The sequence below is a fragment of the Rathayibacter sp. VKM Ac-2857 genome, from assembly GCF_013205025.1.
Taxonomy (GTDB): Bacteria; Actinomycetota; Actinomycetes; order Actinomycetales; family Microbacteriaceae; genus Rathayibacter.
Window position 1 is genome coordinate 262,896 of record NZ_JABMLE010000001.1, and the last position, 18,714, is coordinate 281,609.

Genomic DNA, 18,714 nt, shown 5'->3' on the forward strand with positions numbered 1-18,714 from the left:
GGCGAGCGGCGGAGCGACGCCATGGTGGCATCGCGCCCGTCGCGCTGTCCTCTCTGTGGCACGGACTGAGGAGCCCGGCAGCGCGTGTGACCCGCTGGCGCCTTCTGTCTCAGCGCGAGGCGTGGATCGGCCCGGACCGCTCCGTCAGCCGCGCCCCCGAGGCCCCCGCGCGCACCGCCAGCACCTCCGCGAGGATCGACACCGCCGTCTCCTCCGGCGTGGACGCGCCGATGTCCAGGCCGATCGGCGAGTGCAGCCGCGCGAGCGACTCCTCCGCCACCCCGGCCTCGCGCAGCAGCCGCAGACGCCGCTCGTGCGTTCGCCGCGACCCCATCGCGCCGATGTAGGCGGCCGGCAGGGTCAGCGCGGTCTCGAGCAGCGGCACGTCGAACTTCTCGTCGTGGGTCAGCACCGCGATCACCGTGCGCTCGTCGACCTCCGTCGCCGCCAGGTAGTCGGCCGGCCAGTCGACCACGACCTCGTCGGCGCCCGGGAACCTCCCCGCCGTCGCGAACACCGGACGCGCGTCGCAGACCGTCACCCGGTAGCCGAGCAGCGCCCCGGCCGCGCAGAGGGCCGCGGAGAAGTCGACGGCGCCGAAGATCAGCAGGCGCGGCTTCTCGGCGCTCACCACGTACGTCACCTCGAGCTCGACGCCCTGGCAGGCGATCTCGACCGTCGCCGAGCGGCCCGAAGCGAGGCGCGCCGCCCGCTCGGCCAGGATCCGGCGGACCGTGTCCTCGTCCAGCAACCGCCCCACCACGTCCTGCGCGCGGGTCGCCCCGGTGAGCACCAGGCCGACCAGCTCGTCGGGCCCGCCGACGATCATCGCGAGCCCCGCGGGCCGCCCGGCCCGCGCAGCCCGCAGCTCGGCGAGCACGGCCCCCGAGGACGCGTCGACCGCGTGCCCGAAGACCCGCAGCTGACCGCCGCAGGAGAGCCCGGCCGCGAAGGCCGCCTCGTCGTCGAAGCCGAAGTGCTCCGAGGCGGAGCCGCCGGTGCCGAGCACCTCCTGCGCCAGCGCGTAGGCCTGGGCCTCGACGCAGCCGCCGGAGATCGAGCCGAGGGCGCTGCCGTCGGCGTCGACCGCCATCGAGGAGCCGAGGGCACGCGGCGCGGAGCCGAAGACGTGGGTGACGGTGACGACGGCGACGCGCTCGCCCGCCTCGACGCGCGCGAGGATCGGCACTGCGAGTTCGAGCACGGCGGCCTCCGACGTCGACGGGCGGGAGGGCGCAGAGCCGGGTCGTGCGGCCGGCGGGCGCTCACACGCGGGAAACATGCCGAGTATATGGTCGAACCCATGCCCGACGACTCCCCCTCGCTCGACCTCGTGATCCGCTCCTCCGCCGTCCTCACCGAGAACGGGACGCGGCCCGCCAGCGTCGCCGTCGCGGGCGGAGTCATCGTCGCCGTGGGCGACATCGACGCGCCCTGGAAGACCCTCGAGGAGGTCGTCCTCCCCGCCGGCCAGGTGCTGCTGCCCGGGATCGTCGACACCCATGTGCACGTCAACGAGCCCGGCCGCACCGAGTGGGAGGGCTTCGCCTCCGCGACCCGTGCGGCCGCGGCCGGCGGCGTCACCACGATCATCGACATGCCGCTCAACTCGATCCCGCCGACGACCACCGTCGCGGGCCTCGAGGCCAAGAAGGCCGCGGCCGGTCCGCAGGCGCTCGTCGACGTCGGCTTCTGGGGCGGGGCGATCCCCGAGAACCTCGGCACCCTGCGCGAGCTGCACGACGCCGGCGTCTTCGGCTTCAAGTGCTTCCTCTCGCCCAGCGGCGTCGACGAGTTCCCGCACCTCAGCACCGAGCAGCTCTTCGCGGCGATGGCCGAGATCGCCGCGTTCGACGGCCTGCTGATCGTGCACGCCGAGGACCCGGACGAGCTCGAGGCGAGCGCGAACAGCGGCGGCACCTCCTACGACGCCTTCGTCGACTCCCGGCCGCCGACCTCCGAGAACTCGGCGATCGCGAGCGTGATCCAGGCCGTCCGCGAGACGGGCGGGCGGGCGCACATCCTGCACCTCTCCTCCGCCGAGGCGCTGCCGCTGCTGCGCGAGGCGAAGGCCGAGGGCCTGCGGATCACCGCGGAGACCTGCCCGCACTACCTCACCTTCGACGCCGAGACGATCCCCGACGGCGGCACGCAGTTCAAGTGCTGCCCGCCGATCCGGGACGAGCGCAACCGCGAGCTGCTCTGGAAGGGGCTGCTCGACGGCACGATCGACCTGATCGCGTCCGACCACTCCCCCGCCACCGCCGAACTCAAGTTCGCGCACGACGGCGACTTCGGCCTCGCCTGGGGCGGCATCTCGGGCCTCGAGCTGAGCTTCCGCGCGGTCTGGACGGGAGCGCGCGAGCGCGGGATCCCGCTCGAGCAGGTCGTGGCCTGGATGTCGACGGCGACGGCGGCGTTCGCCGGGCTCGGGCAGAAGGGCCTGCTGCGCGCCGGCGCGGACGCCGACCTGGTCGCGTTCAAGCCGGAGGCGGCGTCGCCGGTCGACGTCGACGCGCTCTCGCACAAGAACAAGGTCTCCGCCTACGACGGCCGTGTGCTGCGCGGCGCCGTCGCGGCGACCTGGGTCGGCGGAGTCCGGGTCACGGGCGAGACCTCGGCGCCGGTCGGCCGGCTCCTCGAGCGTCCCTGAGCCGTCACCGGCAGCGGAGTCGCAGCGACGGGGTCGCGCCGCGTGTTCCGGTCACGTTTCGGCCGTGTGAACTCCCGCGGTTCCGCACGCGCTTCCGGGCGGATCGCACAAGACTCGGGGCTCACGGGTGGCGGACGCTGAGTGCTCCGCCGGTGCGGCGGGACCGGCCCGCGGGGCATCCTGGCAGACGGGCACCGCAGTCCAGCACCGCAGCCGGCACCGCCCACCGCGCGGCCGCGGACTCCCGCGCACCGCCACGAACCACCGAACGCGAACAGGAGCGGACATGTCGATCGTCCTCGGAGACCACCAGTACGGGAAGGCCGAGAACCGCGTCGTCCGGATCTACCGCGACAGCCCGCGGCACGAGATCCACGACGTGAACGTCTCGACCGCCCTGCGCGGCGACTTCGAGGCCGCGCACCTGACCGGCGACCAGTCTGCGGTCCTGCCCACGGACACCCAGAAGCAGACCGCCTACTCCTTCGCGAAGGAGAAGGGCCTGCGCTCGATCGAGGCGTACGGCCTCGAGCTCGCCCGGCACTTCGTCGACGGGACCGCGACCGTGCACGGCGCGCGCATCGAGATCGAGGAGTTCGCCTGGGAGCGCGTCCTGGTCGACGGCGCGGAGCACGACCACACCTGGGTCCGGAAGGGCCAGGAGGTGCGCATCGCCTCCGTCACCGTCGAGGGCACCGGCGACGCGCAGCAGGTCTGGATCACCGGCGGCTTCAAGGATCTGACGATCCTCAAGTCCACCGGCTCGGAGTTCCACGGCTTCCTGACCGACCCGTACACCGTGCTCCCGCCGACCCGGGACCGCGTGATGGCGACCTCGCTGGTCGCGAAGTGGCGCTTCGCCCTGACGGACGACGAGATCACGGCCACCGACTGGGAGGCCGTCTACGCCGGGGTGAAGGCGCTGATGATCAGCCGCTTCGCCACCGTGCACTCGCTCGCGCTGCAGCAGACGCTCTTCGAGATGGGCAAGGCGGTGCTGGAGGAGTTCCCGCAGATCGTCGAGGTGCGCCTCTCCGCCCCGAACAAGCACCACTTCCTCTACGACCTCTCGCCCTTCGGCGTCGAGAACGACAACGAGGTCTACCACGCCGCCGACCGGCCCTACGGACTGATCCAGGCCGCCGTCACCCGCGACGACGCGCCGGACGCCGGGCCCGCCTGGCGCGCGTACTCGGGACTGGTGTGAGCGGAGCGTCTGCTCCGGGCGCCGGCCCGCGCGGCGTGCATCGCGGCCACGTCCTGCACGTGGCCGGCCGGCCCACCGTCGACACGGCCGCGAACGCGCTGGTGTCGATCCCGGACGGTGCGCTCGTCGTCGGCGACAGCGGGACGATCCTCTGGGTCGGGCCGCACGCCGCGCTCCCCCGCGACTACGCGGACTGGCCGGTCACCGGCGACGCGGGCGCGTTCCTCCTGCCGGGCTTCGTCGACACGCACCTGCACTTCCCGCAGACGTACTCGACCGACGCGTTCGGAGGCGGGCAGCTGCTGGAGTGGCTCGACACGGCGATCTTCCCGGCTGAGTCGCGGCTGGCCGCCGAGGAGTTCGCCGGCCGCATCGCGCGCGCCTTCACCCGGCGGCGAGTGAGCGCCGGGACGACCGCGGCGATGGTCTTCGGCTCGGCGTTCCCGCACGCGCAGGACGCGCTGTTCGAGCGGAGCGTCGCGGCGGGGCTGCGGACGGTGTCGGGTCGCGGGCTGCAGACGGTCGGGCCGCCGTCCGCCGCGGCGCTGCTGACCGGCGAGGACGAGGCGCTCGCGCTCGTCGCCGAGGAGATCGAGCGCTGGCACGCCGTCGACACGGGCGACCCCTCGACGGCGCTGCAGCAGGTCGCGATCGTCCCCCGCTTCTCGCTATCGGTGACGACGACGACGCTCGCCGGCCTCGGCGAGCTCTACGACGGTGTCCGCGACCGCGGCGTGTACGTGCACAGCCACCTCAACGAGAACGACCGGCCGGGCGACGGCGAGATCGCGGCGGTCCTGGCGAGCTTCGGCACCCGCAGCTACCTCGACACCTACGACGGGCTGTTCCTGCCCGGTTCGCGGCGCGGTGGCTCGTCGCTGCTCGGCCGGAGGACGATCCTCGCGCACGCCGTGCACTGCCAGGACGCGGAGCTGCACCGGATGGCCGCGACCGGCACCTCGATCGCGCACTGCCCGACCTCGCAGCAGTTCCTCGGCTCCGGCACGATGCCGTGGCGGCGCACCGCGGCCGCGGGCGTCACGATCGCGCTCGGCAGCGACATCGGCGCCGGCGACGAGTGGCTGCTCGCGCGGGTGGCCAACGACGCGTTCAAGGTGCACCTGTCGGAGGAGGGCGACGCGTCGATCGCGCTGCACCCGGCCCAGCTGCTCTTCACCGCGACGCTGGCGGGCGCTCGGGCGCTGGACATGGAGGAGCGCTTCGGCAACTTCGACCTCGGCAAGGACGCGGACTTCCTCCGCATCGAGCCGGACCGCTGGGAGCCGCTCGCGGAGGTGCTGGCGCTCGGCGTCCGCGCCGACGACCTGGAGGAGGCGACGGCGCAGCTGCTGTTCGCCCTGCTGCTCGGGCTGCGCGAGCCCGCCATCGCCGCGGTGCACGTGCAAGGTCGCCGGGTGCTCGCTCCGGCGGAGTGACCGGCCGTCGTCCCCGTCCGCGCTGCCCCGCTCGTGTCGTGATCCCGATGATCCTGTGCCCGGGCCGAGCAGCGCGCTAGCGTCGGGCCATGACCCGTCGACTCGCCTCGGTCCTCGCCTCCGCGCTGCTGGGCCTCCTGCTCGCCGGCTGCGCGTCGTCGTCGACGCCGGCGTCCGACGCGAGCGCCGCGCCCACCGCCGGCGACCTGGTCGCGGCGGCGGTCGACATCCGGTTCACCGGCGAGGCGATGCGCCTCTGTCCGTTCGACAGCGATCCCGGCTTCACCATGGGACCGTCCCCGTGCGAGGACGCTCTCTCCCTCACCGGGATCGCACCCGACGACCTCCGCTCGCAGAGCGCGGCGCAGGGGTTCCGGCCGCGGACCGAGGACGGCGTCGAGACGATCCCCGCCTACGTCGTCGGACGCCTCTCGGGACGCTCCTTCGACTTCGTCAGCGCTGACGGCGAGCGGTACGTCCCCGTGGGCAGCAGCACGCCGACCGCCGCGCCGACCCCGGCTCCGAGCTTCGCGACGGACGAGGAGAAGACCGCCTACTCCGACGCCCAGCCCGTCCCGCAGCCCGAGGGCTGCATGGCCCCGGAGGGCGGCTGGCGATCGATGGCGGCGCTCGGGCTGCACGAGGCCGCCGCGTACCAGCAAGCGCACCCGCTCACCGTGCTCGGCAACGCGCAGACGTTCGTCGACCACAGCACGCAGATCGCACTGCTGTCCGTCGCGGCGGACGCCGACCCCGCGATCGTCGCGGCGGATCTCGCTGCGGCCTTCCCGGGCGCCCTCTGCGTCCTGCAGTCGGACATCACCGCCGACGACCTGGCCCGCGTCCAGGCCGACCCGGTCCTCACCGCCGCCGAGACCGTCCTGTCCTCGAGCCTCTGGCAGCCGAGCGAGACGAGCGGCGACGATCCCGACCCGGTCTTCACGGTCCGGATGACGGTCCTCACCGACGAGGCGATCCAGCGCGCAGCCGAGTACCCGGACGGACTCGTCGAGCTGCAGCCCTGGTTCGAACCCGTCGTCGACCGCGACGCCTCCTGAGCAGGCCGGCCCAGCCGCAGCACCCGTACGTCGAGGGCCCACCATGCTGGTCGAGCAGCCCCGCCAGGGGCGTATCGAGACCCACGCGTGCAGACGGTGGTGGATCTCGATACGCGCGCTGCGCGCGCTACTCGATCAGCATGAATGCGCTCAGCCCCGAAAGGGTCGACCAGCCCCACAAGGCTCAGCCACGATGATGGAACAGTCCCGCAGGGTCCCCTCCATGCTGGTCCCGCAGCCCCGCGGGGACCCCTCCATGCTGGTCGCGCAGCCCCGCGGGGCCCGCCTTCATGCTGGTCGCGCAGTCCCGCAGGGTCCGCCTCCATGCTGGTCGCGCAGCCCCGCGGGGCCCGCCTTCATGCTGGTCGCGCAGTCCCGCAGGGTCCGCCTCCATGCTGGTCGCGCAGCCCCGCGGGGCCCGCCTCCATGCTGGTCGAGTAGCCCCGCCAGGGGCGTATCGAGACCCACGCGTGCAGACGGTGGCGGATCTCGATACGCGCGCTGCGCGCGCTCCTCGATCGACATGGTTGCTCAGCGCAGCCGCAGCGCCAGGAAGAGGTCGGCGCGGTCCGAGGTGTTCGACAGGTCGCGCTGCGTCAGCTCCTCCACGCGGGCGATGCGGTAGCGGACCGTGTTGAGGTGCAGGTGCGTCTGCTCAGCCGCGCGCACCCAGGAGCCGCCGCAGTCGAGGAACGCCGAGAGCGTCGCGACCAGCTGCGAGTTGTAGCGCGCGTCGTGCTCGAGCAGCCGCCCCAGCACGAGCTCGACGAACACCGCGCGGAGATGGTCGGGCACCGCGCTCAGCAGCTGGACCGCCGAGGTCACCTCGCCCGCCGTGCCGATCCGCACCGGGGAGCCGTCGCCCGGCGCGGACGGCAGCCGCAGCGCGTAGCGCGCCGACCGCAGCGCCCCGCCGAGCGCGGCCAGCGGACTCGGCGCGCTCACTCCGACCCGCAGCACCGCTCCGTCCAGCGCCGCACCGGCCCGGCGCAGCGCCGCGGTCACCACGGCCAGGGCTTCGTCGTCCGTCACCGGGACCAGCGCCACTGCACCGTCGGCATCGCGCCCCACCACGGCCCGGCCCAGGTGCGCCACCGCGTCCGTGAGCACCGAGCGCGCGAGCTCGCCGTCGCCGTCCACCGCGGCCGCCAGCACCGCGAAGCGCTCGACGCCTCCGAGACCCAGCTGGCGGAGGTACACCGCGGTCTCGGACTGCTCGCTGTCCTCCTCGATCAGCTCGAGCAGCCGGTCGGCGAGCGCCGCGTCGGCGAGCAGGGCCGCCTCGCGCTGCAGCCGGTACAGCCCGATCACGCCGGTCAACTCGGTGATCGCGTCGAGCAGCGAGGGGTGCCACTCGTTCCAGTCGCCGGCGACGACGACGAACCACGAGGCGGCGCGGTGCTCCTCCGCTCCCGCGATGGCGAGGATCGACAGCACTCCTCCGTGCGCGTCCGGCACCGTCACCGGAGTGCGGCGCGAGGTGAGGGCGGCGTGCACGACGCGGTCGACCTCGTCGGCGCTCAGCGGGTCCGCGGACGCGGCGGCGGAGCGCCCGGTCGCGGTCAGCACGCGCACCGGCCGCCCGAGCTCGGTCGAGGTGCGGGCGATCAGCTCGTCGAGCAGCTGCCCGCGGTAGACCTCGGTCAGCAGCTGCCGCTGGCGCGCGAGCCCCGCGGTCAGCCGCGCGACCCGATCGCCCGCCAGCGCATTGGAGAGGTGCGCGGTGATCGAGGCGAAGGACACGTCGGCCGGCACGGCGAACAGCGCGACCCCGTGCCCGCGGCAGGCGGCGACCAGATCGTCGGGCACGAAGCCCAGGAGCCCCTCGCCCGCCAGCAGCGCGACGGCGCCGGAGGAGGCGACCGCGGCCACGAAGGTCTCGCTGTCCTCGGCCGTGCGCCGCCACATCATGCCGGTGAGCACGAGCTGATCGCGCGCCAGGTAGCGGCGCGGGTCGAGCAGATCGGTCGTGAACGTCCAGTTCACCTCGCGTGCGAGCGCCTCCTCGGTGGTGTGCACGGCGCAGATCCGCAGCGTCGGCGCGTCGAGGAGCTCCCGGAGCTGCACGCTCAGCTCCCCCGGTAGGTCGAGTAGGCGAACGGGCTGAGCAGCAGCGGGATGTGGAAGTGCGCGGCCGTGTCCTCGAGCCGGAACGCGACGACGACCTCGGGGTAGAACGACTCCGTCTCCGAGCGCTCGAAGTACACGGCGGTGTCGAAGACGACGCGGTAGACGCCCGCGGGCAGCTCCGCCGGGCCGAACTCGGCGACGCGGCCGTCGGAGTCCGTCCGCGCGCTCGCGATCGGCTCCCAGCCGGACGCGCCGCGCACCTCGAGCGCGACCGGCACGTCCTGCGCCGGCCGACCGAGCACGGCGTCGAGCACGTGCGTCGTGACGTGGCTGCGGTGCGCGCTCATCGGCCCGCCTCCACGACGGCGCCGGTCTCGGGACCGAGCGCGCGCACCCGCAGCACCGTGATCTCGCGCAGCTGGTCGGCGACGATCCCGCGCTCGATCTCGTCGTCGTGGGCGAGCCGGCGCTCCAGCTCGGCGACGATCTCGGCGCGGTCGCGCCCGGCCGCGCGGATGAGGAACACCCGACCGAACCGCTCCTCGTAGGCCCGATTCCCGGCCAGCAGGCGCTCCGCCAGCGCCTCGTCCGGCGAGAGGCTGGCCGCCTGCTCGGCGGCGGAGAAGTCGGAGGAGCGTCCGGTCCCCGCGTGCTTCTCGCCGATCCGGGGGTGGTCGGCCAGCGCCGCCTCCACCTCCTCGGCGGTCAGCGTGCGCGCGCTCGCGTCGGCCGCGTCGGCGAGGGCCTCGGTCGAGGCGTAGGGCGCCCCCGCGGCGACCTCGTCGGCCCAGCGCGGGACGGCGAGGCACGCCAGGAGCGCGTCGCGGAGGGAGGTGGGGTCGGTCATGCGGTCTCCTCGTCGGCCCGGGCGTGCGGCACGATGGTCGGATGGACGTGGTGGGGATGGTGCTCGCGGCGGGCGCAGGCCGGCGCGCGGGCGGGCCGAAGGCGCTGCGACGCGATGCGGCGGGCGTGAGCTGGGTCGAGCGCGCGGTGGTGCGACTCGAGGCCGCCGGCTGCGGGAGCGTGCTCGTGGTGCTCGGCGCCGGGGCCGAGGAGGCCCGCCGCCTGGTGCCGGAGCGTGCGCAGGTCGTCGTCGCCGACGCCTGGGCCGAGGGGCTCTCCGCGTCGCTGCGCACCGGACTGCGCGCCGCGCACGGCGACGCCGCCCTGGTGACGCTCGTCGATCTGCCGGACGAGCCGGCCGCGGTCGGCGAGCGCGTGCTCCGCGACTCCCCCGTCGGTCCGGCGGTGCTCGCGCGGGCGACATACGGCGGTCGCCCCGGTCATCCGGTGCTCCTGGGCAGCGCGCACTGGCGGCCGCTCGCGGCGGCGCTCACCGGCGACTCCGGCGCCCGCGACTACCTGGCGGCGCACGGAGCGCTCGGAGTGGAGTGCGGGGATCTCTTCTCGGGAGCCGACCGCGACGGACCCGGCTGAGGCGGTCATCCGAGCCCGCTCTCGTCGAGCGCGTCGCGCAGGGCGCGCCAGGCGAGCGTGGCGCAGACCGAGCGCACCGGGTTCGCGGCGACCAGCAGCAGCGCCGCCTCGTCGCCGAGCGGCTCCCCCGCGACCGACTCCACGGCGCGTCCGGACACCGCGTCGTGCGCGGCCATCGCGTCGAGGAAGGCGGCGACGCGCCCGCGCAGAGTGGCAACGTCGAGCCCGTCGAGCTCGTCCGCGAGCAGCGAGGCGGAGCCCTGCGACACCTCGCAGCCGCGCCCGCTCCAGCGGATCGACAGCGCGGCGGCGTCCCCGGAGACCCGGACCTCGATCCGGTCGCCACAGGTCGGAGTGAGCAGCTCGGCCCGGCCGAGCACCTCCGTCGGCGCCGTCTCGTCCCGCCCCACCGGGTGCCGCGCGTGCGCCCGGATCAGCTCGGCCGCCTCGGCGCTCACGGCCGCTCCTCCAGCTCCGCCAGCTCGGCGTACAGGGTGCTGATGCCCGCGATGCGCTCGCGCGACTCCCGCGGCACGGCGCCGAGCACCCCGGCGGCGAGCACGGCGACCGCGCTCATCGCCGCCGCGTAGCTGTCGAAGGCCGCCTCGCTGTCGACGGGGCACTCCAGCCACACCGCACAGCGATCGGCGAAGCGCCGCGCGTGCGCATCGGCGAGCAGCACGACCGGCACCCCGTGCGCGGCCAGCACGTCGACGACGGCCGCGAAGGAGGCGGGCCGCCGGCGGAAGCCGACCAGCACCACCGCGTCCTCCGCGCCGAGCCCGGCGACCTCCTCGCCGAGCGACTGCCCGGGCTGCGGCGCGATCCGCACCCGGGCGCGCGCCTGTGCGAGCTGCTGGCGCAGGTGCAGTGCGACCGGGTAGCTGTTGCGCAGTCCGATCACGACGACCTCGCGGGCGCCGGAGAGCAGCCGGACGGACTCCTCGAGCCGCCCGTCGGCGAAGGTCGTCGCGAGCCGGCGGAGGTTCGCGTGCTCGCTCTCGAGGTGCACGGCCAGCGCGTCGGCGGGGGCACCGGCCGACGCCGGGCCGACCGGCACGCCGGAGCTGCGCAGCGCGCGGGCGTGCTCGCGCACCTCCTGCGAGTTGGAGAAGCCCAGGCGGCGGAAGAGCCGCGAGACCGTGGCCTTCGAGACCCCGCTGTGCTGCGCGAGCTCGGTGGCGGTGTAGCTGGCGAGGTCGCCGAGGTGGTCGAGGATGAAGTCGGCCGCGCGCTGCTCCTGCCGCGACAGCGAGGCGTAGCCCGCGTCGATCCGGTGGCCGATGCTCGGCGCGGAGGCCTCGGTGCGGTGCTCGGCGATCGGCGCCGAGGCGGTCACACCCGTCCTGCCCGCGCCTCGGCGAACGCGAGCACCGCTGCCTCGAAGGCGTCCAGCGCGGTCGCGACGTCGGCCTCGGTCACGTTCTCCTCGGGGTGGTGGCTGACGCCGCCCTCGCAGCGGACGAAGAGCATCGCGTACTCGGTGAGGTCGGCGATCGCCATCGCGTCGTGCCCGGCCTTGGAGAAGAGCACCATCGGCTCCTGGTCGCCGGTCGCGCGGATGCCGGTGCGGACGACGTCCTGCAGCCAGTCGGCCGCGACGACGGCGGGCGCACCGTGCGTCTCCTCGACGGTCAGCGCGAGCCGGCGGCGGCGGGCCGACTCCGACATCGCGTGCTCGATCTCGTTCCAGACGGTGTCGCGGACGTCGTCGAACTCGGCCCGCAGATCGAGCGAGAACTCTACGCGGCCCGGGATCACGTTGACGGCGCCCGGGAACGCCTCGAGGCGGCCGACGGTGGCGATCGCCCCGTGCTCGCGGGCGATCCGCTCGACGGCGAGCACGGCCTCCGCGGCGCCGGTCAGCGCGTCGCGGCGGCGGTCGAACGGCACGCCGCCGGCGTGGCCGGCCTTTCCAGTGAGGGTGAGGGCGAAACGGCGCGCGCCGGCGATCGAGGACACGACGCCGAGGGCGCGGTCCGCCTCCTCGAGATACGGGCCCTGCTCGATGTGCGTCTCGAGGTAGGCGAGGACGTCGGCGGCGTCGCGCGCCGCGGTCGAGATGCGCGAGGGGTCGAGGCCGAACTCGTGGAACGCCTCGACGAGGGTCGTGCCGTGCGCGTCCTCCAGCTCCCACCAGTGCTCGTCCCAGGTTCCGGCGACCGCTCGGGAGCCGAGCAGGGCCGTGCCGAAGCGGGTCCCCTCCTCGTCGCCGAACGCGACGACCTCGACCGCGAACGGCAGCCGGGTGCCGGCGGCGTTCAGCCGGGCGACGACGGCGATCGCGAGCATGACCCCGAGGATCCCGTCGTAGCGGCCCGCGTCCGGCACCGTGTCCAGGTGCGAGCCGAGCAGCAGCGCGGGCAGGCCCGGCGTCGCACCCTCGTAGCGGCCGCACTGGTTGCCGGCCGCGTCCTGCCAGGTGCGCATGCCGGCGTCCTCCATCCAGCGCGCCGCCATCGCGTTGACGCGGGCGTGCTCGGGAGAGAGGTAGACGCGCTCGATCGCGCCGCGGGTGCTCGAGACGGCGGCGAGCTCGTCGCAGCGCGCCATGATCGCGGCGGCGTCGACGGTGCTCACGCCGCGCCTCCCGTCGACGCGTCGTAGACGCCGTACGCGCCCGCGACGCCGCCGCCCGGAGCGACGGACGCGCCCGCGCGGCGCAGGACCGCCTCGAGTGCGGCGAGGGTCGTCAGCACCGTGTCCTGGCGGGCGTTGTAGCCCATGGTGCCGATCCGCCAGACCTTGCCGTGCAGCGGGCCGAAGGAGGTGCCGATCTCGATGCCGAAGTCCTCCAGCATCGCGCCGCGCACCGCGTCGCCGTTCACGCCGTCCGGGATGTGCACCGCGACGACGTTGTTCATCTTGTGGGCGAGGTCGCCGAACACGCGGAGGCCGAGCCCCTGGACGCCGGCGAGCATCGCCGCTCCGTGCAGCTCGTGCCGCGCGATCGTGGTCTCGAGGCCCTCCTCGACGATCAGACGGGCGCACTCGCGCGCGCCGTAGAGCATCGTCGTGGCCTCGGTGTGGTGGTTGAGCCGGCGCGGGCCCCAGTAGTCGAAGACCATGCCGAGGTCGAAGTAGTTGGAGCGGACGGGGTGCGCGCTGACCGCGTCGCCCTCGTCGCGGATGCCGGCCTCGATGCTCTTCCGAGCCTCGATCACGGCGACGGCGCGCTCGGAGAAGGTGACGGGAGCGGAGCCGGAGGGCCCGCCGAGGCACTTCTGCAGCCCGGCCGAGACGGCGTCGAGGCCGAGCTCGTCGGCGCCGAACGCGTTGCCCGCGAGCGACGCGGTGACGTCGGTGTAGAAGAGCACGCCGTGCTTCTCGCAGACCGCGCCGAGCTCCTCGAGCGGCTGCGCCATCGTCGTCGACGTGTCGCCGTGCACGACCGCGAGCACCTTGGGGCGCACGCGCTCGATCGCCTCGGTGATGACGGAGACCGGGAACACCTGGCCCCACTCCGCCTCGATCACGTGCACCTCGGCGCCGCAGCGCTCGGCGATCTCGCGGAGGAGATGGCCGAAGCGGCCGAAGACGGGCACCAGCACCCTGTCGCCCGGCTCGAGCATCGAGACGAGCGCCGCCTCGATCCCGGCGCGGCTGGTGCCGTCGACGAGCATCGTCTTCTCGTTCGAGGTGGCGAAGACGCGGCGGTAGAGCTCCTGCGTCTCGTTCATCATCGAGGTCATGAACGGGTCGTACTGGCCCACCAGCTGCGCGGACATCGCGCGGAGCACCCGCGGGTCGGCGTTGATCGGGCCGGGGCCCATCAGCAGCCGGGGCGGCGGGTCGATGGGGAGGAACGTCGAGATCGCGGGCGCGGTCGGAATGGGAGCCACCTTCTTCGCAGACGGACGTGCAGAGAAAAACCTGTTTCAGGTCTTGAGTCTACTGCAACAGACGTTTCGCCGATGTTTCGGCGCCGGACCAGGTCGGAGGAGAGATTGACGTCCTTGGGGTGGGCGGGTCTCGATACGCCCCTGCGGGGCTACTCGACCAGCATGCTTGCGGGCGTCTCTTCCAAGGAGATACACCCACCCCTGCTGGTCGCCGATCCCGGCGAGGGCCCTTCATGCTGGTCGAGTAGCCCGCGCAGCGGGCGTATCGAGACCCGCGCCTCCCAAGCGGGGCAGCACATGCCTCACCGCAGCGGCCCCTGCATGCTGGTCGAGTAGCCCGCATCGCGGGCGTATCGAGACCCGCCTACTGCAAGACCTCCGCCGCCAGCTCCAGCAGCGCCAGATCCGCCCCGCGCGGCCCGACCAGGCACAGCCCCACTGGCTTGCCGTCGACGCTCAGCCGCGGCACCGACAGCGCCGTATACCCGCCGATCCCCGCGAGGCAGGTCAGCCCGAGCGTGGCCGTCCGAGCCGCATCGATCACCTCGGCCGACGCGTCGAGCGCAGGAGCCACCGACGACGCCGACGGCAGCAGAAGCACCCGCCCGCCGAGCGCCGCATCGAGCTGCTCGCGGAACCCCGCGACCCGCTCCCGCGCCGCCGCCTCGGTCTCCGCGTCGATCCGCGCCGCGGCATCGAACCGCCCCTGCACGTCCGGCGCCAGCACTCCCGGATGCGCCGTGACCCAGTCACCGTCCGACGCCCACGCCTCCGCGGCTTGCACCGTCCGGAACGCCTCGAACATCTCCGCCACCGGCGGCAGCGCGATCCGCTCGACGTCGAGGCCCTCCACCACCGCCGAGAACGCGGCCGCGACCGGAGCATCGACCCGCTCGAGCAGCGCCTCGGCGACGACGAACCCGCCGACCGGCGACCCGGGATTGCCGCTCAGCGCGACACCGGCGACCCGCTGCAACGTCTCGAGATCCCGCGTCAGCCACCCCACCGTGTCGAAGCTCGGCGCGAGCGGAAGCAGCCCCTCCACCGGCACCGCTCCGTGCGTCGTCCGCAGCCCCCAGAGTCCCTGGTACGACGCGGGCACGCGGATCGACCCCGCCGTGTCCGTCGCGAGTCCGATCGACGCCTGCCCGAGCGACACCGCGGTGGCGGGTCCGCTCGAAGAGCCACCAGGGATCGCTCCCGGGACCGCCGGGTTCGGCGGCGTCCCGTAGCCGGAGTTCCGCCCCGCGATGCTGTACGCGAACTCGTCGGTCTGCGCGATCCCGCGCACCGACGCTCCCGCGCCCAGCAGCATCGCGACCGCGGGCGCCGTCGACCGCTCGACCGAGGCCTCCGCCAGCCGCACGGGGATCCCCGCGCCGATCCGCTGCCCCTCGATCGCGAAGAGGTCCTTCACCGCCACGTCCAGCCCGTCGAGCGGCCCCGGCGCGGAGGCGGGCACGAGCGGTGCCCCGACCGCCCGCCACACCCGCACGTCGAGTGCCGGCGCGGGCGCCTGCACCTGGGCAGCACGCACCCGCCACACCCCGGAGGCCCGCGTCCACAGCTGCGTCACCAGCCCGCGCCCCCCGCGGGCCGGCAGGTTCACCGTCACGACCAGCGCGTCGTCCGTCCCGAGGGCCCGCACGTGCAGCTCGGCGAGCGCCCGCGGCGGCGTCCCGCCCCGCCGCCCGCGGAACCCGGTGATCGCCTCGTGCCCGACGAGCAGCCCGGAGGCGTCGCCGCGGAGGGTCGTCGGCTCGCGGACGAAGGCGTCGGCGAGCGCCGGCACGTCGTCCGCAGCCAGCGCGGCCTCGTAGGCGAGCACCGCGTCGACGAGTCCCTCGGGCAGCTCGCCCTCCAGCGTCGTGACGCGCGGATCACTGCCGCGCGGCTCAGTCATCGAAGTCCGCCGTCCGCACGCGGGCGTGCACGCCCTTCACCAGATCGACGACCTGCGAGATGTTGAAGTCCGTCGCCGCGCTGAGATACGCGTAGGCGAGGCTCGCGTCCATCCCGTAGCGGGCCTGGAGCAGCGCGATCGCCGCGCGCACGCAGTTCTGCACCGCGACGTCGAGGTCCTCGTCCATCCCGGTCGGCACCAGGAACTCGGCCGTCTCACCGAGCGGCCCGGCGATCTCGCCGAACGCGGCGAGCGCCTCCGCCCGCGGGATCACCTCGAAGCGCACCCGCACCCGCAGGCTCGCCTCCATCGCGGTCAGCGCGACCTCGCCGTCGCCCTGCGCGAAGTGCGGATCGCCGACGTAGGCGAGCGCCTCCGGCACCTGCACCGGCAGGTAGACGCTCGTGCCCGCCGTGAGCAGCGAGATGTCGATGTTGCCGCCGTGCGCACCCGGAGGCACGGAGTGCGGCCGCTCGTCGCCCGCCACCGCGACGCCCATGATCCCGAGGAACGGATGCAGCTCGAACCGCGCCGAGCGCTCGCCCCCGGGCGTCAGCGGCAGCACGCCCCGGCGGATCCCGTCGGCGCCCTCCTCGACACGGGCGAACGCGCTGAACGACCCCGCGGCCAGCGGGTACTCCCCCGGCAGCGCACCGCGGCCGTGCCGGTTCGAGATCACGCCGTACGGGACGCGCGGCTCGGCCTCGAGCAGCGTCATCCGCAGCAGATCGCCGGGCATCGCCCCGCGCACCGCGATCGGGCCGGTCACCACGTGCGGCCCGTCGACGGCGGTGTCGCGGAAGGGACCGTGGGCAGCCAACTCGACGGCGTCCTGCAGCACCCCGTCGGGAGCCACGCCGTGCGCCACGAAGAACGCCACGGGATCACGGCCCTGATCCTCCAGGACCCCCTCGTGGCTCAGCGTGTCGATGACGACCTCGGCGCCGGAGTCGACGGTGAGCACCGCCCGGTCACTCGCGCAGGGCAGCCGCCCCCACAGCACCGATCCGGGCCCCGCCGGCAGGTACTCGACCCCCTCCGGAAGCCCCTCGCCGGGCTGCACCGTCCACCCCGTCTGCCGCACCTGCCGCACCTCTGCTTCCCGCATGCCGGCCACCTCTCCGCGCGGGTCCGCCCCGCACTCCGTCCGACAGTAGCGGCGCCGTGTTGCGCCCTCGTGTCCCGACCGCCGCCCGCATCCATGGCAGGATCGGCCCCGCACCTCCCCCTCTCCCCTCCCGCGAGATGCCACTTGTGCGCGCGACACGCCGACGGAGGTGCTCACAAGTGGCATCTCGCGGCCCCACCCCTCCGACGACAGGACCCCCGTGTTCCGACGCCTGCGCACGCGCACCGACAACGTCCACCTCGGCCTCATGCTCGCCCTGACCTTCTCGACCGGCATCATCGACGCCGTCGGCTACCTCGGCCTCGACCGGGTCTTCACCGGCAACATGACCGGCAACGTGGTCATCCTCGGCATGGCGCTCGCCGGCGCCGACGACCTCCCCATCGTCGGCCCGATCATCGCCCTCGCCGGCTTCATGCTCGGCGCCGCGATCGGCGGCCGCGTCCTGCGCCCGGTCAAGGTCGGCTGGACCACCCGCTCCTCCTGGCTGTTCACCGTCGTCGGCCTCCTGATGGCCGTGCTCGCCGTCGTCCTCGGCGTCGTCCCCGAGCACCCCGAGCCCCTCGCCCTGACCGTCACCGGCGTCCTGGGCCTCGCGATGGGCCTCCAGGCTGCGACCGCCCGCCACATCGCGGTCAAGGACGTCACCACCGTCGTCGTCACCTCGACCATCACCGGCCTCGCCGCCGACTCCCGCCTCGGCGGCGGCAAGGGCCAGCCCTGGTTCCGCCGCGTCACCGCCGTCGTCCTGATCGCCGCCGGCGCCGGCGTCGGCGCCCTGGCCCTGAACGTCGGCCTCTGGCTCGGCCTCGCCCTCGCCGCCGCGATCACCCTGATCGCCTCGCTCCTCGGCCACCTCGTCGCCCACGTGAAGCACGCGACCCCGGCCGAGGAGAAGGCCGCCGCCTGACCCGCCACCGCCCGTCCAACGGAGCGGTCCGATGCAGAACATCAGCCAGGAGTTCTGCTCATCGCCCATCAGCGATGACCCGCCACCTCAGCTGATGTTCTGCAGCGGCTCCTCCGTCGAAGGCAGCTGAGCGGACCGGAAACCGCACCGCTCAGCGCGGCGGCCGCTGGCAGTGCGGGCAGAGGTGCGACGAGCGGTTCATGAACGGCACGCGCACGATCGGCTCGCCGCACCGCGGGCAGGGCTTGCCGGTCTGGCCGTAGGCGTTGAGGCTGTGCGAGAAGTAGCCGGAGGCGCCGTTCACGTTGACGTACTGGGCGTCGAAGCTGGTGCCGCCCTCGGCCAGTGCGCGCTCGAGCACCGAGCGGACCTCGGCGAAGAGGCGGCGGATCCGCGCCTCGGTCAGCGTCGAGCTCGGGGTCTCGGGGTGCAACTCGGCCGCCCAGAGCGACTCGTCCGCGTAGATGTTGCCGATGCCGCTGACCAGAGTCTGATCGAGCAGGGAGCGCTTGATGCCGCTGTTCCGGCGCGCCAGAACGGCGAGGACAGCCGTGAGGTCGAAGTGCGGATCGAGCGGATCGCGGGCGATGTGCGCGACCTGCGACGGCACGGCGCGCAGCCAGTCGCCCTCGACCGCGTCGTCGCCGGCGTAGCCGCCCGGAGCACCGTCCGCGGTGGGGGCCAGCGAGTCGATCGCCATCGAGCCGAAGATGCGCTGGTCGACGAAGTGCAGGGCCAGTTCACCGTGCTCCGGATGCTCGATGCCGATCCGGATCCGCGTCAGCCTCGCGAGCGCGGCATCCGCCGTCCGCAGCAGCACCTGCCCGCTCATCCCGAGGTGCACGAGCAGCGCCTCGTCGCGACCGGCCGGCAGCCAGAGGAACTTGCCGCGCCGCACCGCGCCGCGCAGCCGCCGCCCGACCAGCAGCCCCTCGAACGAGCCGAGCGGATGCACGTGGCGCTTCAGCGAGCGCTCGTCGACGATCTCGACGCTCGTCACCAGCGCGCCGGTGACGGCGGGAGCGAGACCGGCCCGCACCACCTCGACCTCGGGCAGCTCGGGCAC

Annotated in this window: 17 protein-coding genes; 6 read left to right on the forward strand and 11 right to left on the reverse strand. The window is 74.1% G+C overall.

The annotated features are described in order from the left end of the window. Positions 1-109: 109 nt before the first annotated feature. The gene (locus HQQ86_RS01185; RefSeq protein WP_367948506.1) at positions 110-1,204 is read right to left on the reverse strand and encodes an XdhC family protein; all 1,095 of its coding nucleotides are present in this window, start codon (positions 1,202-1,204) and stop codon (positions 110-112) included. Between the two features lie 99 nt (positions 1,205-1,303). Here HQQ86_RS01185 and allB point away from each other — a divergent pair, with 99 nt between their 5' ends. The 4 genes from allB to HQQ86_RS01205 all read left to right on the forward strand — a co-directional run bounded on the left by allB (position 1,304) and on the right by HQQ86_RS01205 (position 6,354). Further along, positions 1,304-2,653 (forward strand): allantoinase AllB, encoded by a 1,350-nt coding sequence (allB, locus tag HQQ86_RS01190; RefSeq protein ID WP_173285811.1) that lies wholly within the window; start codon positions 1,304-1,306, stop codon positions 2,651-2,653. A 286-nt stretch (positions 2,654-2,939) separates the two neighbouring features. Next, complete coding sequence (gene pucL, locus HQQ86_RS01195) at positions 2,940-3,860, forward strand: factor-independent urate hydroxylase (RefSeq protein WP_173285813.1); 921 nt, start codon at positions 2,940-2,942, stop codon at positions 3,858-3,860. Continuing rightward, a complete protein-coding gene (locus HQQ86_RS01200; protein ID WP_173285822.1) occupies positions 3,857-5,296 on the forward strand; it encodes an amidohydrolase family protein in 1,440 nt (479 codons plus the stop codon). Before pucL ends, HQQ86_RS01200 begins: the two co-directional genes overlap by 4 nt. A gap of 89 nt (positions 5,297-5,385) precedes the next feature. Next, positions 5,386-6,354, forward strand: a complete 969-nt coding sequence (locus tag HQQ86_RS01205; protein WP_173285824.1) for a hypothetical protein — start codon at positions 5,386-5,388, stop codon at positions 6,352-6,354. Positions 6,355-6,885: 531 nt separating this feature from the next. On the opposite strand, the gene HQQ86_RS01210 is transcribed toward HQQ86_RS01205, so the two are convergent. The 3 genes from HQQ86_RS01210 to uraD are packed head-to-tail and all read right to left on the reverse strand — an operon-like array spanning position 6,886 to position 9,271. After that, positions 6,886-8,421 (reverse strand): helix-turn-helix domain-containing protein, encoded by a 1,536-nt coding sequence (locus tag HQQ86_RS01210; protein ID WP_173285825.1) that lies wholly within the window; start codon positions 8,419-8,421, stop codon positions 6,886-6,888. A 2-nt stretch (positions 8,422-8,423) separates the two neighbouring features. Continuing rightward, positions 8,424-8,771 carry a hydroxyisourate hydrolase gene (gene uraH / locus HQQ86_RS01215; RefSeq protein ID WP_173285827.1) on the reverse strand — a complete coding sequence of 116 codons (348 nt, stop codon included), beginning with the start codon at positions 8,769-8,771 and terminating at the stop codon, positions 8,424-8,426. After that, entirely contained in the window at positions 8,768-9,271 is a 504-nt protein-coding gene (uraD, locus tag HQQ86_RS01220; RefSeq protein WP_173285829.1) for a 2-oxo-4-hydroxy-4-carboxy-5-ureidoimidazoline decarboxylase, read from the reverse strand. Before uraD ends, uraH begins: the two co-directional genes overlap by 4 nt. Before the next feature lie 41 nt (positions 9,272-9,312). Here uraD and HQQ86_RS01225 point away from each other — a divergent pair, with 41 nt between their 5' ends. Next, positions 9,313-9,864, forward strand: a complete 552-nt coding sequence (locus tag HQQ86_RS01225) for an NTP transferase domain-containing protein (RefSeq protein WP_173285831.1) — start codon at positions 9,313-9,315, stop codon at positions 9,862-9,864. Between the two features lie 5 nt (positions 9,865-9,869). Here HQQ86_RS01225 and HQQ86_RS01230 read toward each other — a convergent pair whose 3' ends face one another. The 6 genes from HQQ86_RS01230 to HQQ86_RS01255 form a co-directional block, all read right to left on the reverse strand. Next, positions 9,870-10,322, reverse strand: coding sequence for an iron-sulfur cluster assembly scaffold protein (locus HQQ86_RS01230; protein ID WP_173285833.1), 453 nt, complete (start codon positions 10,320-10,322; stop codon positions 9,870-9,872). Next, on the reverse strand, positions 10,319-11,203 hold the full coding sequence (locus tag HQQ86_RS01235; protein ID WP_216845249.1) for a MurR/RpiR family transcriptional regulator: 885 nt from the start codon (positions 11,201-11,203) through the stop codon (positions 10,319-10,321). The genes HQQ86_RS01230 and HQQ86_RS01235 overlap by 4 nt, the downstream gene beginning before the upstream one ends. Continuing rightward, a complete protein-coding gene (locus HQQ86_RS01240; RefSeq protein ID WP_367948507.1) occupies positions 11,200-12,444 on the reverse strand; it encodes an allantoate amidohydrolase in 1,245 nt (414 codons plus the stop codon). The genes HQQ86_RS01235 and HQQ86_RS01240 overlap by 4 nt, the downstream gene beginning before the upstream one ends. After that, positions 12,441-13,637 (reverse strand): alanine--glyoxylate aminotransferase family protein, encoded by a 1,197-nt coding sequence (locus tag HQQ86_RS01245; RefSeq protein ID WP_173287451.1) that lies wholly within the window; start codon positions 13,635-13,637, stop codon positions 12,441-12,443. Before HQQ86_RS01245 ends, HQQ86_RS01240 begins: the two co-directional genes overlap by 4 nt. Positions 13,638-14,070: 433 nt before the next feature. Continuing rightward, positions 14,071-15,609, reverse strand: a complete 1,539-nt coding sequence (locus HQQ86_RS01250; protein ID WP_173285835.1) for an AtzH-like domain-containing protein — start codon at positions 15,607-15,609, stop codon at positions 14,071-14,073. Further along, on the reverse strand, positions 15,602-16,717 hold the full coding sequence (locus tag HQQ86_RS01255; protein WP_173285837.1) for an acetamidase/formamidase family protein: 1,116 nt from the start codon (positions 16,715-16,717) through the stop codon (positions 15,602-15,604). The genes HQQ86_RS01250 and HQQ86_RS01255 overlap by 8 nt, the downstream gene beginning before the upstream one ends. A 220-nt stretch (positions 16,718-16,937) precedes the next feature. Between HQQ86_RS01255 and HQQ86_RS01260 the strand changes: the two genes are divergently transcribed. Further along, complete coding sequence (locus HQQ86_RS01260; protein ID WP_367948508.1) at positions 16,938-17,648, forward strand: YoaK family protein; 711 nt, start codon at positions 16,938-16,940, stop codon at positions 17,646-17,648. 151 nt (positions 17,649-17,799) lie between these two features. Here HQQ86_RS01260 and mutM read toward each other — a convergent pair whose 3' ends face one another. Beyond that, entirely contained in the window at positions 17,800-18,714 is a 915-nt protein-coding gene (gene mutM / locus HQQ86_RS01265; protein ID WP_173285839.1) for a bifunctional DNA-formamidopyrimidine glycosylase/DNA-(apurinic or apyrimidinic site) lyase, read from the reverse strand.